The 16,138-nt window shown below is 71.6% G+C and carries 16 protein-coding genes; 11 read left to right on the top strand and 5 right to left on the bottom strand.

Annotation, left to right across the window (positions count from 1 at the left end; genetic code table 11):
* Positions 1-354 (top strand): YciI family protein, encoded by a 354-nt coding sequence (locus AC4OXY_RS29610; RefSeq protein WP_362818154.1) that lies wholly within the window; start codon positions 1-3, stop codon positions 352-354.
* Between the two features lie 45 nt (positions 355-399).
* On the top strand, positions 400-1,677 hold the full coding sequence (locus AC4OXY_RS29615; protein ID WP_356033489.1) for an RNA polymerase sigma factor: 1,278 nt from the start codon (positions 400-402) through the stop codon (positions 1,675-1,677).
* A 54-nt stretch (positions 1,678-1,731) separates the two neighbouring features.
* Here AC4OXY_RS29615 and AC4OXY_RS29620 read toward each other — a convergent pair whose 3' ends face one another.
* Entirely contained in the window at positions 1,732-2,895 is a 1,164-nt protein-coding gene (locus AC4OXY_RS29620) for a THUMP-like domain-containing protein (RefSeq protein ID WP_491991357.1), read from the bottom strand.
* Positions 2,896-2,985: 90 nt separating this feature from the next.
* On the opposite strand from AC4OXY_RS29620, the gene AC4OXY_RS29625 reads away from it, so the two are divergent.
* The 4 genes from AC4OXY_RS29625 (at position 2,986) to groL (ending at position 7,143) form a co-directional block, all read left to right on the top strand.
* The gene (locus AC4OXY_RS29625) at positions 2,986-3,930 is read left to right on the top strand and encodes a polysaccharide deacetylase family protein (protein WP_356033485.1); all 945 of its coding nucleotides are present in this window, start codon (positions 2,986-2,988) and stop codon (positions 3,928-3,930) included.
* 107 nt (positions 3,931-4,037) lie between these two features.
* Positions 4,038-4,850: a polysaccharide deacetylase family protein gene (locus AC4OXY_RS29630; protein WP_491994658.1), complete on the top strand. Its 813-nt coding sequence runs from the start codon at positions 4,038-4,040 to the stop codon at positions 4,848-4,850.
* A 236-nt stretch (positions 4,851-5,086) separates the two neighbouring features.
* Entirely contained in the window at positions 5,087-5,395 is a 309-nt protein-coding gene (gene groES, locus AC4OXY_RS29635) for a co-chaperone GroES (RefSeq protein ID WP_057584642.1), read from the top strand.
* 119 nt (positions 5,396-5,514) lie between these two features.
* Positions 5,515-7,143, top strand: coding sequence for a chaperonin GroEL (gene groL / locus AC4OXY_RS29640; RefSeq protein ID WP_356033481.1), 1,629 nt, complete (start codon positions 5,515-5,517; stop codon positions 7,141-7,143).
* Positions 7,144-7,219: 76 nt separating this feature from the next.
* On the opposite strand, the gene AC4OXY_RS29645 is transcribed toward groL, so the two are convergent.
* The 3 genes from AC4OXY_RS29645 to AC4OXY_RS29655 all read right to left on the bottom strand — a co-directional run bounded on the left by AC4OXY_RS29645 (position 7,220) and on the right by AC4OXY_RS29655 (position 9,542).
* A complete protein-coding gene (locus AC4OXY_RS29645) occupies positions 7,220-7,927 on the bottom strand; it encodes an ester cyclase (protein WP_356033479.1) in 708 nt (235 codons plus the stop codon).
* A gap of 98 nt (positions 7,928-8,025) precedes the next feature.
* Entirely contained in the window at positions 8,026-8,799 is a 774-nt protein-coding gene (locus AC4OXY_RS29650; protein ID WP_491991358.1) for an SDR family NAD(P)-dependent oxidoreductase, read from the bottom strand.
* A gap of 74 nt (positions 8,800-8,873) precedes the next feature.
* Entirely contained in the window at positions 8,874-9,542 is a 669-nt protein-coding gene (locus AC4OXY_RS29655; RefSeq protein ID WP_356033475.1) for an MOSC domain-containing protein, read from the bottom strand.
* An 80-nt stretch (positions 9,543-9,622) separates the two neighbouring features.
* On the opposite strand from AC4OXY_RS29655, the gene AC4OXY_RS29660 reads away from it, so the two are divergent.
* Positions 9,623-10,564 (top strand): LysR family transcriptional regulator, encoded by a 942-nt coding sequence (locus AC4OXY_RS29660; protein ID WP_356033473.1) that lies wholly within the window; start codon positions 9,623-9,625, stop codon positions 10,562-10,564.
* Between the two features lie 65 nt (positions 10,565-10,629).
* Here the strand turns inward: AC4OXY_RS29660 and AC4OXY_RS29665 are convergent, their stop codons facing one another.
* Entirely contained in the window at positions 10,630-10,959 is a 330-nt protein-coding gene (locus AC4OXY_RS29665) for a WhiB family transcriptional regulator (protein WP_071370108.1), read from the bottom strand.
* Positions 10,960-11,340: 381 nt separating this feature from the next.
* Here AC4OXY_RS29665 and AC4OXY_RS29670 point away from each other — a divergent pair, with 381 nt between their 5' ends.
* The 4 genes from AC4OXY_RS29670 to AC4OXY_RS29685 all read left to right on the top strand — a co-directional run bounded on the left by AC4OXY_RS29670 (position 11,341) and on the right by AC4OXY_RS29685 (position 16,115).
* Complete coding sequence (locus tag AC4OXY_RS29670) at positions 11,341-11,952, top strand: response regulator transcription factor (protein ID WP_003948568.1); 612 nt, start codon at positions 11,341-11,343, stop codon at positions 11,950-11,952.
* Between the two features lie 665 nt (positions 11,953-12,617).
* Complete coding sequence (locus AC4OXY_RS29675) at positions 12,618-13,205, top strand: sigma-70 family RNA polymerase sigma factor (protein WP_356033471.1); 588 nt, start codon at positions 12,618-12,620, stop codon at positions 13,203-13,205.
* A gap of 163 nt (positions 13,206-13,368) precedes the next feature.
* Positions 13,369-14,874, top strand: a complete 1,506-nt coding sequence (guaB, locus tag AC4OXY_RS29680; protein ID WP_362818167.1) for an IMP dehydrogenase — start codon at positions 13,369-13,371, stop codon at positions 14,872-14,874.
* A 116-nt stretch (positions 14,875-14,990) separates the two neighbouring features.
* Positions 14,991-16,115, top strand: a complete 1,125-nt coding sequence (locus tag AC4OXY_RS29685; RefSeq protein ID WP_356033467.1) for a GuaB3 family IMP dehydrogenase-related protein — start codon at positions 14,991-14,993, stop codon at positions 16,113-16,115.
* The last annotated feature ends 23 nt before the right edge of the window (positions 16,116-16,138 follow it).

The raw sequence follows: 16,138 nt of genomic DNA on the forward strand, positions 1-16,138 counted from the left end.
ATGCCCCGCTATCTGTCGATCGTGCACATCGACGAGTCCACCGCTCCCGCCGGCCCCAGCGAGGAGCTGATGGGACGGATGGGCGAGCTGATCGAGGAGATCACCAAGGCCGGCGTGATGCTGGAGACCGCCGGGCTGACCCCCGCCGCCCAGGGCACCACCGTGCGCTGGCAGGGCGGGAAGCTGTCTGTCACCGACGGGCCGTTCACCGAGTCCAAGGAGGTCGTCGGCGGCTACGCGATCATGCAGTGCAAGGACAAGGCCGAGGCCGTCGAGTGGACCAAGCGGTTCCTGAAGGTGCACGAGGACTACTGGACCGTCTCGTGCGAGGTGCGGGAGATCGCCGAGGGCTGAGTGTTCGCTGGCCCTGCGGCATCGAGGGGTGTTGCATGGTGGGCTGTGGAAGCACAGCCCACCCCGGCACGGCACGGCACCCCGGACCCCGCCGCGGCGCACGCCATCGAGACCGTCTTCCGGCTGGAGTCCCCGCGTGTCGTCGCGGGCGTGGCCCGGATCGTCCGGGACGTCGGCATCGCCGAGGAGCTGACCCAGGACGCCCTGGTCGCAGCCCTGGAGCGGTGGTCCCGCGACGGTGTGCCCGACAACCCGGGCGCCTGGCTCATGGCCACCGCCCGGCACCGCGCCGTCGACCTGATCCGGCGCCGCGAGACCTACGCCCGCAAGCTCGCCGAGATCGGCCGGGACCTGGCGACGACGGTGCCGCCCGAGGAGCCGGCCGACCCGGACGACATCGACGACGACCTGCTCCGGCTCGTCTTCACAACCTGCCACCCGGTGCTGTCCCCGCAGGCCCGCACCGCGCTCACCCTGCGCCTCGTCGGCGGCCTGACCACGGCCGAGATCGCCCGCGCCTACCTGGTGCCGGAACCGACGATCGCCCAGCGCGTCGTCCGCGCCAAGCGGACGCTCGCCACGAAGAACGTCGCCTTCGAGCTGCCGTACGGCCCCGACCGCGAGGCCCGCCTCGGCTCGGTCCTGGACGTCATCTACCTGATCTTCAACGAGGGGTACGCGGCGACCGTCGGCGACGACTGGCTGCGCCCCGGCCTGTGCGAGGACGCGCTGCGCCTGGCCCGCGTCCTGTCCGCCCTGATGCCCAAGGAACCGGAGGTGCACGGCCTGACCGCGCTGCTGGAGTTCCAGGCGTCCCGCACGGCCGCCCGCACCGGCCCGGAGGGCGAACCGGTCCTGCTGGCGCAGCAGAACCGCCGCCGCTGGAACCGGCGCCTCATCGCCCGCGGCATCCACGCCCTCGACCGCGCCACCGCGTCGGGCGCCCCGGGCCCGTACGCCCTCCAGGCGGCCATCGCCGCGTGCCACGCGCACGCGTACCGCTACGAGGACACCGACTGGCGCGCCATCGCCACCCTGTACGCGCTGCTGGCGGCCCGTGCCCCGTCCCCCGTGGTCGAACTGAACCGCGCGGTCGCCGTGTCGATGGCCGACGGCCCGGCGGAGGGACTGCGGCTGGTCGACGCCCTGACCGCCGACCCCGCCCTGCGCGACTACCACCTGCTCCCCAGCGTCCGCGCCGACCTCCTGGCCCGCCTCGGCCGCACGACGGAGGCCCGCGAGGAGTTCACCCGGGCGGCGGCCCTGGCACGCAACGAGAAGGAACGGGAACTGCTGCTGCGCCGGGCCGCCGAACTGCCGTGACGGAGCGGGCCCGCAGACGATCGACGGCGCATCCCGGCACTTCCGGCGGAGCGCTCAGGCGGGGTGCCCCACGAGCATCGTCGGTGCGCCCGCCACCCGGGTCAGGAACACCGTCGCCGCGTTCGGCCCCTGCGGCTTCACCTTCTTGCGCAGTTCCTCCGGCTCGACCGCCGACCCGCGCTTCTTCACGGTCAGCGTGCCGACCTCGCGTTCACGCAGCAGGGCCTTCAACTTCTTGACGTTGAAGGGGAGTTGGTCGGTGATCTCGTAGGCGGTGGCGTACGGGGTCGGGCACCGCTCGTCGGCGGTGACGTACGCGATGGTGGGGTCGAGCAGACCTCCGGCCAGGTCCTGCGCGACCTCGGCGACCAGATGCGCGCGGATCACGGCGCCGTCGGGCTCGTACAGGTACCGCCCCACCGGCCGGACGTCCGGGTCGGGCAGCCCGCGGCCCAGCAGCGTGCGCGGGCCGGGCAGCAGGGTGGCCCGTACGGCGCCCGGCGCGCCGGTGCCGAACCACAGCACCGCCTCCTTCACGTCCCCGCCGTCGGAGATCCACTCGGCCTCCGCCTCGGCGGGAACCGCCTCGTGCGGGATGCCCGGGGCGATCTTCAGAGCGGCGCGGGGAGCCGTACGGGCCGCGCCGACCGCCCAGGACAGGGGCGGCGAGTACGCCTCCGGGTCGAAGATGCGGCCGCGGCCGCCCCGCCTCGCCGGGTCCACGAACACCGCGTCGTACCCGCTCGTGTCCACCTCCGTGACGTCGGCCTCGCGGACCTCGATCAGCTCGGCGAGGCCCAGCGCCTCGGCGTTCGCGCGGGCCGTGGCCGCCGTCACCGGGTCCCGGTCCACGGCGAGCACCCGGATCCCGGCCCGGGCCAGCGCGATCGCGTCCCCGCCGATCCCGCAGCACAGGTCGGCGACGCAGGTCACGCCGAGCGCCGTGAACCGCTCGGCGCGGTACGCCGCCACGCCGGCCCGCGTCGACTGCTCGACCCCGTTCGGCGTGAAGAACATCCGCCCCGCGTCCGCCGCCCCGAACTTCGCCGCCGCCCGCTGCCGCAGCCGGGCCTGGCCGAGCGCGGCCGACACCAGCTCGGCCGGGTGGTCGCGGCGCAGCCGGGTGGCGACGGCGAGTTCGTCCGCCGGTGCGGTGTCGCGCACCTCGTCGAGGAGGGCACGGCCTTCGGGGGTGAGCAGGAGAGCGAGGTCGTTCACCGGGTCATTGTGGGCCAGTCGGTGGACGGCGCGCCTGCGGCGGCGGTGTCGGCCGGGGATCCGGGGGCGGTCCTGGGAGGATCCGGCGTCATGCGAGCAGTCGTACAAAACGATAAGAATTGGTCGCACTGCGGACGTCCCGGACTCGGCTGCGGAGCCGCCGCCCTGGCCTGCGCCGCCCTCCTCTCCGGCTGCGCCGGCCCCGCCGAGACCCGTCCCGTCGAGATTCGCCCCGCCGTGACCCGCCCCGCCCCCAGCGGCCGGGGCGGCCCCGAACAGGCCCTGGGCGCCCGGGCCCGGCAGGCCGCCGAGCACGCCCGCCTCGTCGCCGCCGCCAAGCGCTGGGGCCTGAACGGGGTCCCGCTGGCGCCCCCGCCACCGCCCAGGGTGAAGCCGGAGATCAGGGCCCGGGCCGGCTTCGAGGTGAAACACCAGGTGGACTGGGACCTGCCCCCGGTCTTCACCACGATCCCCACCGACCGGAAGATCGTCTTCCTCACGATCGACGACGGCTCGGAGAAGGACCCCCGCTTCCTGCGCATGATGCGGGACCTGAAGATCCCGTACACCGCCTTCCTCAGCAACTACCTGGTGAAGGACGACTACGGCTACTTCCGCACCATGCAGGCCGAGGGCCACACCCTCGACAACCACACCCTGCACCACCCCTACCTGCCGGGCCTGTCCTACGAGGACCAGAAGGCCGAGATCTGCGGCATGCAGGAGATCATGAAGAAGCAGTTCGGCAAGGCGCCCACCGTCATGCGCTTCCCGTACGGCAACTACAACCAGGACAGCCTGCGCGCCGCCAAGGCCTGCGGCATCAGGTACGCGCCGATCTGGAACGAGGAGGTGTACGTCGACCACTGGGAGTACCGCGAGGACGACCAGAAGCTGCGCCGCGGCGACATCGTCCTCACCCACTTCCGCGGCCGCTCCGAGTGGAACGGCACGATGGTCGACGACATGCGCCGCTTCCTGAACAAGGTCACCCGCGAGGGCTACGCCGTGGCCCGCCTGGAGGACTACCTGTGACGCGCGGGAGGAGCCCCTGGGCCCCGCCCCACCGGCGAACTCCCGTGCCCGGCCCCGTGTCCGGCCCTGTGCCCGGCAGTGCCCCCGCCCGCCGCGCGCGCCGGGCGCTGAGCGCCGCGCTCCTCCTCCCCGCGCTCCTCCTCGCGGGCTGCGCGCAGTCCGTCGACCCCATCGAACGCCTCGGCCGCAAGGCCGCCGAAGAGGTCCGGCCGCACGCCCCGCACGGCCCCGCCACGGACCGGCGCTACCGCCACTGGGGCCTCACCGAGCCCCTCGCCCGCCCGCCCCGGCCGGACGCCCGCACCCTCGCCCTGAGCCCGCACAGCGCCGGCCGCTCCCTGCCCCGGGTCATGGACCACGTCCCCACCCGTGACCCGGTCGTCTTCCTCACCTACGACGACGGCGCCGACAAGGACCCCCGCTTCGTCGACATGGTCCGCGAACTGCGGCTGCCGGTCAGCATGTTCCTCACCGACAGCGTGGCCGGCCCCCGGTACGACCACTTCGCCCGGCTGCGCGCGCTGGGCGCCGGCATCCAGAACCACACCCTCGACCACCGCGTCCTGGCCGGACTGCCGTACGCGAGCCAGCGCGCCGAGATCTGCGGCCAGCAGGACCGCCTCCAGTCCCGGCTCGGCCTGCGCCCCCGCCTCTTCCGCCCGCCCTACGGCTCCTACGACACGACCACCCTGCGCGCCGCCACCGACTGCGGCATCTCCGCGTTCGTCCTGTGGCGCGCCGCCATGACCCCGGCCGACCTGGCCTACAGCCGGGGCGAGCACCGCCTTCGCCCCGGTGACATCGTCCTGGTCGGGCCGGACGAGACGACGGGCCGGACCCTGCGGGACCGCACGATCAGGGTGCTGCGCAGGGCCCAGCAGCGGGGGCTGACGGTGGGGCGGCTGGAGGACTACCTGTAGCCGCTCCCGGAAGCGGTCGCGGGGGCCGTCCGGGACCTTCGTCCGGCCGACGCGCCGCACGGATTAGCAGTCCGCTTGACCGAGTGCTAATCGCGGTCATAGTCTCGGCTCTGGCACTCGACGCGTGAGAGTGCCAAACACGCGACGGGCAGGTCCGGCACCCGCGACGACGGATCCACCTGGTCGCCACCTCAGACAGTTAACCCCGTGAGATCTCCGAAGGGGGAGGTCGGATCGTGACGACCACCAGCTCCAAGGTTGCCATCAAGCCGCTTGAGGACCGCATCGTGGTCCAGCCGCTCGACGCCGAGCAGACCACCGCCTCTGGCCTGGTCATCCCGGACACCGCGAAGGAGAAGCCCCAGGAGGGCGCCGTCCTCGCCGTGGGTCCGGGCCGCTTCGAGAACGGCGAGCGTCTTCCGCTCGACGTCAAGGTCGGCGACGTCGTCCTGTACAGCAAGTACGGCGGCACCGAGGTGAAGTACAACGGCGAGGAGTTCCTCGTCCTCTCGGCTCGCGACGTGCTCGCGATCATCGAGAAGTAATCACTTCGAGCATTCCTTTGCTCCTGAGCTGCGCCCCTGGCCCCCGCGACCGATAAGAAGCCGGGCGCCCGGGGCGCAGCTTTTTTCACCCACAGATTTCCGAGAGGGCTTCCGCTGTCATGGCGAAGATTCTGAAGTTCGACGAGGACGCCCGTCGCGCCCTTGAGCGCGGCGTCAACAAGCTGGCCGACACGGTGAAGGTGACGATCGGCCCCAAGGGCCGCAACGTCGTCATCGACAAGAAGTTCGGCGCCCCCACCATCACCAACGACGGTGTCACGATCGCCCGCGAGGTCGAGATCGAGGACCCGTACGAGAACCTCGGCGCGCAGCTGGTGAAGGAGGTGGCGACCAAGACCAACGACATCGCGGGTGACGGCACCACCACCGCCACCGTGCTCGCCCAGGCGCTGGTGCGCGAGGGCCTGAAGAACGTCGCCGCCGGCGCCTCCCCGGCCTCCCTGAAGAAGGGCATCGACGCCGCCGTCAAGGCCGTCTCCGACGAGCTGCTGGCCACGGCCCGCCCGATCGACGAGAAGTCCGACATCGCGGCCGTCGCCGCGCTGTCCGCCCAGGACCAGCAGGTCGGCGAGCTGATCGCCGAGGCGATGGACAAGGTCGGCAAGGACGGTGTCATCACCGTCGAGGAGTCCAACACCTTCGGTCTGGAGCTGGACTTCACCGAGGGCATGGCCTTCGACAAGGGCTACCTGTCGCCGTACTTCGTGACGGACCAGGAGCGCATGGAGGCCGTCCTGGAGGACCCCTACATCCTCATCAACCAGGGCAAGATCTCCTCCATCCAGGACATGCTGCCGCTGCTGGAGAAGGTCATCCAGGCCGGCGCCTCGAAGCCGCTGCTGATCATCGCCGAGGACGTCGAGGGCGAGGCCCTGTCGACCCTGGTCGTCAACAAGATCCGCGGCACCTTCAACGCGGTCGCGGTCAAGGCCCCCGGCTTCGGCGACCGCCGCAAGGCGATGCTCCAGGACATGGCCGTCCTCACGGGCGCCACCGTCATCTCCGAGGAGGTCGGCCTCAAGCTCGACCAGGCTGGCCTGGACGTGCTGGGCTCCGCCCGCCGCGTGACGGTCACCAAGGACGACACCACCATCGTCGACGGCTCCGGCAAGACCGAGGACGTCCACGGCCGCGTCGCCCAGATCAAGGCCGAGATCGAGAACACCGACTCCGACTGGGACCGCGAGAAGCTCCAGGAGCGCCTCGCGAAGCTGGCCGGCGGCGTGTGCGTGATCAAGGTCGGCGCCGCCACCGAGGTGGAGCTGAAGGAGAAGAAGCACCGTCTGGAGGACGCCATCTCCGCGACCCGCGCCGCGGTCGAGGAGGGCATCGTCTCCGGTGGTGGCTCCGCCCTGGTCCACGCCTCCAAGGTCCTGGAGGGCAACCTCGACAAGACCGGCGACGAGGCCACCGGTGTCGCGGTCGTCCGCAACGCCGTGGTCGAGCCGCTGCGCTGGATCGGCGAGAACGCCGGCCAGGAGGGCTACGTCATCGTCTCCAAGGTCAAGGACCTGGAGAAGGGGCAGGGCTACAACGCCGCCACCGGCGAGTACGGCGACCTGGTCAAGGCCGGCGTCATCGACCCGGTGAAGGTCACCCGCTCCGCCCTGGAGAACGCCGCCTCCATCGCCTCCCTGCTGCTCACGACCGAGACCCTGGTCGTCGAGAAGAAGGAAGAGGAGCCGGAGGCCGCGGGCCACGGTCACAGCCACGGCCACGCCCACTGAGGCAAGCACCCGTCAGCGAAGGCCCGGCACCCCGGAAGGGGAGCCGGGCCTTCGCCCCGTCCGCCCCCGCGCGGGGCTACTGCTCCAACTCGTCCAGCGCGCCCAGCTGCTGCATCAGCCCCAGTGTGTCGTGCTGCCACCAGGTCTCGGCGATCTTGCCGTCGGCGCCGAACCGGAACACCGTCGTCCCGCTCATGACGACCTGCCGCCCGGTCGGCGCGATCCCCAGGAACTCGCCCTTGTGCGTGGCGTTCCCGGTCCAGCGCGCGCAGGCCCGCTCGTCCTGCACGAGCAGGTCCTCGATCGTGAACGTGAGGTCGAAGCCCGTGCGCCACATCCGGACCTCGGTGCGGAAGTTGTCCAGCCCCAGGGTATCCTGCGGGTTGATCGGGTCGTGGCTGTGGATGTCCTCGTCCAACAGGTCGTTGAGCGGCGGCAGTTCACCCGGAGCCGTCAGCGCCGCGAAGAACCGCCGCACGGTCTCCTCGGCCGGCCGGTCGTCCCGCACGACGTCCAGGTCCGTGAACGTCGGCATCCCGTCGCACAGGGCGAGGATCCCCTGGAAGACCCGGTCGGTCTCCGGGAGGTTCGAGTTCCGCATCGCCTCCTCGTACGACGGGAACTCCACGAACTCCACGACGTGCGACGCGTCCGAGCGGTCCTTGCCGACCAGCGCGTGCGTCGCCGTCCGCCGTCCCTTGGTCTGCGCGACCCAGTCGTCCATGAGCCGGTTCATCTCGTCCAGCCGGCTCGTCCTGCACTCGATGAGTTGTACGAAGGTCATGACGCCGCCTCCCGGCCCCCCTGGCCCGGTTTCCGTCACGCCCATTTTCGCCCCGTTCTCACACCGGGGCGACGGCGTCGTCCGTGCTCGCCCGGGGGCTACTGCGGTCCGTACTTGCGCCCCGTCTTCGAGGTGATCCCGCCCAGCAGCGCCCGGGGCGTGACCTTCACCAGGCCCATCAGCGCCTTGTACCTCGGGTCGGGGATCGACAGCGACCTGCCGCGCGCCAGATCGGCCAGGGCCGCCGCGACCAGCTTGTCGGCGTCCAGCCACATCCAGCCCGGGATGCTGTCCGTGCCCATCCCGGCCCGCTCGTGGAACTCGGTGCGCACGAAGCCGGGGCACAGGGCCATCAGCCGCACCCCGCTGCCGGCCAGGTCCCTGGCCGCCCCCTGGGTGAACTGCACGACCCAGGCCTTGGAGGCGCCGTAGGTGCCGCGCGGCACGAAGGCGGCCACGGAGGCGACGTTGACGATGCCGCCCCGGTGCCGCTCGCGCATCGCCTCGGCCGCCGCCGACGTCAGCCGGAGCACCGCCTCGCAGTGCACCTTGAGCATCTTCAGCTCGTCGGCCATGGACACGTCGAGGTAGCGTCCCTTGTTGCCGAAGCCGGCGTTGTTGACCAGCAGGTCGACCGGGTGCTTCCGGTCGCCCAGCCGGTCCGCCACCGACTCGATGCCCTTGTCCTCGGACAGGTCGGCGCTCAGCACCTCGACCTCGATGCCGTGCCGGTCGTGCAACTCGGTGGCCTGCTCGCGCAGCCGCTTGGCGTCCCGCGCCACCAGGACGAGGTCATGCCCTTCCGCCGCCAGCCGCCGCGCGAACGCGGCGCCGATCCCCGCGGTCGATCCCGTAATCAGAGCCGTTGTCATGGCCCAAGGGTAGTGACCCGGACCGACAGCCTCCGCTGCCGCGGGCCCCGTGCGGGAACCGGGGTGACCGCCGCTCAGCCCCGCTGCTGCGCCACGTACTTGCGCGCCTGCGCCAGGGCCTCCGAGTGCAGCGCGCCGCCCGCCGCGAGCAGCCGCGGCAGCAGCTCCCGCTCGGTGGTGGTCGCGCGGAACTCCATCGCCGCCGTCACCCCGTGGTCCGGGCGGTGCACGATCTCGACCGGATCGCCCGAGCGGATCTCACCCGGTTCGATCACCCGGAGGTAGGCCCCCGTCACGGCCTTCCGGGTGAATCTCCTGACCCAGCTGCGCTCGCCCAGATGGCCCTGGAACGTACGGCACGGAATCCGGCCCGAGGTCACCTCCAGGACCAGCTCGGCGCCGACCCGCCAGCGCTCGCCGATCAGCGCCCCGGAGACGTCCAGCCCGCGCGTCGTCAGGTTCTCCCCGAAGCAACCGTTGGCCAAAGATCTGCCGAGTTCGCGCTCCCAGTCGTCGAGGTCCTCGCGGGCGAACGCGTACACCGCCTGCTCATCCCCGCCGTGATGGCGCAGGTCGCACACCGCGTCCCCGGCGAGCCCGCTCGCGCCGGTCCCCTTGGGGCCCGGCGCCGCCACCCGAACCGGACCGTCGGCCGGCTTCTTGTCGATGCCCGTCACGCCCTGCGCCTGGTCCGTGTACGGCACCGGCTGCGGGCGGCCCAGATTGACCGTGAGGACTTTCATGCACATACGGTACGGGAGGTCATCTCAAAGCGTCGAGCGAATATCGGGCGCGATCTCCAAGCGGGGCTTATACTCGAAGGGTGATAGAGGCCCGCCATCTCCGTGTCCTGCGCGCCGTCGCCGCCACCGGTTCCTTCTCGGCGGCGGGGCGCGAACTGGGCTGCACCCAGCCCGCCGTCAGCCAGCAGATGAAGGCCCTGGAGACCTCGGTCGGCACCCCGCTCCTGGTCCGCACCGGCCGCGAGATGCGCCTGACCCAGGCCGGCGAGGCCCTCGTCCGGCACGCCTCCGGCATCCTCGCCGGGCTCACCGCCGCCGAGGAGGAGGTCGCCGCCATCGCCGGCCTGCGCGCCGGCCGGGTCCGGCTGGTCTCCTTCCCGAGCGGCAGCTCCACCCTGGTCCCCACCGCCCTGGCCGCCCTGCGCGCCGCCCACCCCGGCACCCGCGTCTCCCTGGAGGAGGCCGAGCCCCCGAAGTCGGTCGAGCTGCTCCGCGAGGGCGACTGCGACCTGGCCCTGGCCTTCCGCTACGCCGGCGCGGCCGCCGCCGAGGACTGGGACGACCTCGTCGTACGGCCCCTGCTGACGGACCGGCTGGTCGCGCTCGTGCCCGAGCGGCACCGCCTCGCGCGCGCGGAGAGCGTCGCCATCGGCGAGCTGGCCCAGGAACCCTGGATCGCGGGCTGCCCGCGCTGCCGGGGCCAGCTGGTCGAGGTGTGCGAGGGGGCCGGCTTCACCCCGCGCATCGACTTCGCCACCGACGACTACCCGGCGGTGGTCGGTCTGGTCGGCGCGGGCCTCGGCGTGGCCGTACTGCCGCAGCTCGCGGTGGAGTCGGTCCGGCCGAGGGGCGTGCGCACGGTCCGGCTGGAGCCGGCGGTACGGCGCGAGATCGTCGCCCTCACACTGCCCGACCTGGCCCAGGTGCCGGCCGTGGCGGCGACCCTGGAGCAACTGGCCCGTGTGTCCCTGCGCGCACAGGGACACACGCAGGGGCACGAGGGCACGCCCGCGCGCGCGTAAGCGGCGCGACGGCACCGGTCACGGGCACACGCGTGGGTGCCCGGAATAGTTGAAGAAACGTTCCTTCAATGACTCGGGGCGGTGTTCCCGCTGGTGGTCGACGCCGACACCAGGCGGTTGCGAGCCCGCCCCATCAACTCTTCACGCTCGTCCTCGGTCAGGCCGCCCCACACGCCGTACGGCTCACGCACCGCAAGCGCATGCGCCGCGCACTCCGCACGGACAGGGCACCTCATGCAGACCTCCTTGGCCGAGTTCTCGCGAGCGCTCCGAGCCGCCCCGCGCTCACCCTCCGGGTGGAAGAAGAGCGAGCTGTCCACCCCGCGGCAGGCAGCCAGCAGCTGCCAGTCCCACAGGTCAGCGTTCGGTCCGGGAAGGCGGGAGAAATCTGCCATTACGTGACCCCTTGTAGCCGTTCTGGGCGGATACGGTGCCAACGACCGTACATCTCCGGTCTAAGGAGATGAAAATATGACTCATTGCGAATCTAGCCTCGGACATCCCGAAACGGGAAGAAAAGCGGCCGAATGGGGCATGGGTTGTGATGAAAAGTTGAGGGTCTGTTGGTCGTGTCTGCACCGTGTTGAGACCCTCACGTAGAGTGCCGATGACGGTATGCAGCCCCGTAACTCTTTCGAGTGACCGTCGTTGAGAGTGCGGAGGCGGTTGAGAACACCGGCACTCGGGCAGGCGTCCGGGGCGGTCGACCGCACAGGTGACGATTCCGTACCAGCCTGGAGGCTCAAGGTGACGCGCATCAGCTGCGGAGGGCGGTCATGACTTCCGTCCTCGTCTGCGACGACTCCCCGCTTGCCCGAGAAGCACTGCGCCGCGCGGTCGCGACCGTGCCCGGTGTCGAGCGCGTGACGACGGCGGCCAACGGCGAGGAAGTCCTCCGCCGCTGGGGCGCCGACCGCTCCGATCTCATCCTGATGGATGTCCGCATGCCCGGCCTGGGCGGTGTGGAAACCGTGCGCCGGCTGCTGTCGGCGGACCCGGGCGCGCGCATCATCATGCTCACCGTCGCCGAGGATCTCGACGGCGTGGCCCTCGCGGTCGCCGCCGGCGCCCGCGGGTATCTGCACAAGGACGCCTCGCGCGCGGAGCTGCGCGCCACGGTGACGCAGGCGCTGGCCGACCCGACCTGGCGGCTGGCCCCGCGCCGGCTCCGCTCCGCCGAGATGGGCGCCGCGCCCACGCTCACCGCGCGCGAGATCCAGGTCCTGGAGGGCATGAGCCACGGCCGCTCCAACGCGGAGATCGGGCGCGAGCTGTTCCTCTCCGAGGACACGGTCAAGACGCACGCGCGCCGCCTGTTCAAGAAGCTCGGCGCCTCGGACCGGGCCCACGCCGTGGCGCTCGGCTTCCGCTGGGGACTGGTCCGGTAGCCGGTGTCCGGCCCCACGGGGCCGGGCGGGACCGGTCGGCCCCGGGCGGTTCGCCCGAGGCCGGCGACGGCCCCGCCGCCCCGGGCAGTCGCCGCGCGCGCCCCGGGACTTGGCTCGCGCCCCGGGAGCGCTCGTGAACGCCCCGGACGCGCGTCCCGGCCGCCCGGGGGAGTTGCTGTGAGGTGCCGTCACGGGGTGGACCCGGTCACATTCGGGGGCATCTGCGTCGACTCGTCGGCACAGTGTTCCCCCGTGTGCGGGACCGTGATCGCGCGCCGTGCGCCGGGTGCCGTCACACGCCGGTCCGCAGGAGCGGTGTCGTCCGGCAAGGCCCAGGTCGGCGGCGTTCGTCGGCCCGGAGCGGAGCGGCCACGGACGGTGCCGTGCGGGGTGGTTCGGGGTGCGGGCGCGTGGGTGGCGTGCGCCGGGCGTACGACCCCACCGGACATCTCTGCGAGTGGCGCGCAAGGCAGCACGCCGTACGCGCGACGCTCGTTTCGGCGCGGATGCCGCATCCTTGAGATGTGGAGTCTCTCGGGGACGAGTCGGTCGAGCGGAAGGGGAGGGCGCAGGAGATGAGTGCCGGCGCACCTGCTCATAACGCTTCGGTGCACAACCACGAGCACAATGCGACGGACCGGACGGCCGCAAGGCACCATGGACCGATGCGCGACGACGATGCGGGCACGGCCCAGGGGGCGATCGGTGCGCTCGTGCATCGTGCCGTCGACGGGGACGAGCAGGCCACGCACGATCTGCTCGCCCATGTCCACCCCCTCGCGCTGCGCTATTGCCGCACCCGGCTGTCCCGGCTGCCGGGCGACGCGCGTCACTTCGTCGAGGACCTCGCCCAGGAGGTCTGCGTCGCGGTCCTGTTGGCCCTGCCGCGCTACCGCGACACCGGCCGCCCCTTCGAGGCGTTCGTCTTCGCCATCGCCTCGCACAAGGTGGCCGACCTCCAGCGTGCGGCGATGCGCCACCCGGGCTCCACGGTCGTCCCCTCGGACGAGATGCCGGAGCGCCCCGACGACTCCCTCGGTCCCGAGGAGCGCGCCCTGCTCAACAGCGACGCCGCGTGGGCCAAGAAACTGCTGGCCAACCTCCCCGAGAACCAGCGCGAACTGCTCCTGCTGCGCATCGCCGTGGGCTTGACCGCGGAGGAGACGGGACAGATGTTGGGAATGTCACCCGGCGCGGTCCGGGTCGCCCAGCACCGCGCGCTGAGCCGCCTGAGGGCGCTCGCCGAGCAGTGACACCGTGAGCGGAGCCCCTGCGGCGCCCGTTGTTGAACAGTCACGCTTCCGCTTCCGTACGAACATACGAAGCCTGAAGCCACCCCGTACCGTGGAATTTGCTAGCGGCGCTTCCCGTTAGCATGGACATCCGCACCGATCAAGGCCATTTGGGGAAGGTGTCATGACTGCCAACGTCGACGGAGTGCCCGGAAAATTCGCGACACTCGGGCTGACCTACGACGACGTGCTGCTGCTGCCGGGCGCGTCGGACATGGCGCCCGACGACATCGACACCGCCTCGTACGTCTCCAAGAACGTCCGGGTCAACATCCCGCTGCTGTCCGCCGCCATGGACAAGGTGACCGAGTCCCGCATGGCGATCGCGATGGCCCGCCAGGGCGGCGTGGGCGTGCTGCACCGCAACCTCTCCATCGAGGACCAGGCCAACCAGGTCGACCTGGTGAAGCGCTCCGAGTCCGGCATGGTCACCGACCCCATCACCATCCACCCGGAGGCCACGCTCGCCGAGGCCGACGCGCTGTGCGCCAGGTTCCGCATCAGCGGCGTCCCGGTGACGCACGGCGACAAGAAGCTCCTCGGCATCGTCACCAACCGTGACATGGCCTTCGAGAGCGACCGCAGCCGCCGCGTGCACGAGGTCATGACCCCGATGCCGCTGGTCACCGGCAAGGTCGGCATCTCCGGCGCCGAGGCGATGGAGCTGCTGCGCAAGCACAAGATCGAGAAGCTGCCGCTGGTCGACGACGAGGGCGTCCTCAAGGGCCTGATCACCGTCAAGGACTTCGTCAAGGCCGAGCAGTACCCGAACGCCGCGAAGGACTCCGAGGGCCGGCTGCTGGTCGGCGCGGCGGTCGGCGTGGCCGGTGACTCCTACGAGCGCGCCCAGGCCCTGGTCGAGGCCGGTGCCGACTTCATCGTCGTGGACACCGCGCACGGCCACTCCCGGCTGGTCGGCGACATGATCGCCAAGATCAAGTCGAACGCCGCCGGCGTCGACGTCATCGGCGGCAACGTCGCCACCCGCGACGGTGCCCAGGCGCTGGTCGACGCGGGCGCCGACGGCATCAAGGTCGGTGTCGGACCGGGCTCCATCTGCACCACGCGCGTGGTCGCCGGTGTCGGCGTCCCGCAGGTCACCGCGATCTACGAGGCCGCCCTCGCCGCCAAGGAGGCCGGTGTCCCGGTCATCGGCGACGGCGGTCTGCAGTACTCCGGCGACATCGCCAAGGCCCTGGTCGCGGGCGCCGACACGGTGATGCTCGGCTCGCTGCTCGCGGGCTGCGAGGAGTCCCCGGGCGAGCTGCTGTTCATCAACGGCAAGCAGTTCAAGTCGTACCGCGGCATGGGCTCCCTCGGTGCCATGCAGACCCGCGGCGACCGCAAGTCGTTCTCCAAGGACCGCTACTTCCAGGAGGGCGTCGCCTCCGACGAGCAGCTGATCCCCGAGGGCATCGAGGGCCAGGTGCCCTACCGCGGCCCGCTGGCCTCCGTCGTCCACCAGCTGGTCGGCGGTCTGCGCCAGTCGATGTTCTACGTCGGCGGCAGGACCGTGCCCGAGCTCCAGGAGGGCGGCCGGTTCGTGCGGATCACCTCGGCGGGCCTGAAGGAGAGCCACCCGCACGACATCCAGATGACGGTCGAGGCGCCGAACTACAGCAGGAAGTGACGCACGCGTACGCGTGACGGCAGGAAAAGGGCGGCCCCGGAGCATCCGGGGCCGCCCTTGTCGTACCCGTCGGCGATACTGGGAGACGCTGAAACGCATCAGGGAAAGGCCAAGACGTGACTGAGATCGAGATCGGGCGCGGCAAGCGGGGCCGCAGGGCGTACGCCTTCGACGACATCGCCGTCGTCCCCAGCCGCCGTACGCGGGACCCGAAGGAGGTCTCGATCGCCTGGCAGATCGACGCCTACCGCTTCGAGCTGCCCTTCCTGGCCGCCCCCATGGACTCGGTCGTCTCCCCGGCCACCGCGATCCGCATCGGTGAGCTGGGCGGCCTGGGTGTCCTCAACCTCGAAGGTCTGTGGACGCGGCACGAGGACCCCCAGCCGCTGCTGGACGAGATCGCCCAGCTGCCCGCCGAGCAGGCGACCCGCCGCCTCCAGGAGATCTACGCCGCGCCGATCAAGGAGGAGCTGATCGGCGCGCGCATCAAGGAGGTGCGCGACTCCGGCGTGGTCACGGCGGCCGCGCTCTCCCCGCAGCGCACGGCCCAGTTCTCCAAGGCGGTCGTGGACGCGGGCGTGGACATCTTCGTGATCCGCGGTACGACGGTCTCGGCGGAGCACGTCTCGTCCTCGCACGAGCCGCTGAACCTGAAGCAGTTCATCTACGAGCTGGACGTCCCGGTGATCGTCGGCGGCTGCGCCACGTACACCGCGGCCCTGCACCTGATGCGCACGGGCGCGGCCGGTGTGCTGGTCGGCTTCGGCGGCGGCGCCGCGCACACCACGCGCAACGTGCTGGGCATCCAGGTCCCGATGGCCACGGCCGTCGCCGACGTGGCCGCGGCCCGCCGGGACTACATGGACGAGTCCGGCGGCCGGTACGTGCACGTGATCGCGGACGGCGGCGTCGGCTGGTCCGGCGACCTGCCCAAGGCGATCGCCTGCGGCGCCGACGCGGTGATGATGGGCTCCCCGCTGGCGCGCGGCACGGACGCGCCGGGCAAGGGCCACCACTGGGGCATGGAGGCGGTCAACGAGGAGCTGCCCCGCGGCCAGAAGGTCGACCTCGGCACGGTCGGCACGATCGAGGAGATCCTCACCGGCCCGTCCCACACCCCCGACGGCTCGATGAACTTCTTCGGCGCCCTGCGCCGCGCCATGGCCACGACCGGCTACAGCGAGCTGAAGGAGTTCCAGCGGGTCGAGGTCACCGTCGCGGACAGCCAGCACCGCCGCTGACCCGTACGACGCCGCGGGGCCCC

The organism is Streptomyces sp. HUAS MG56 (genome assembly GCF_058673395.1).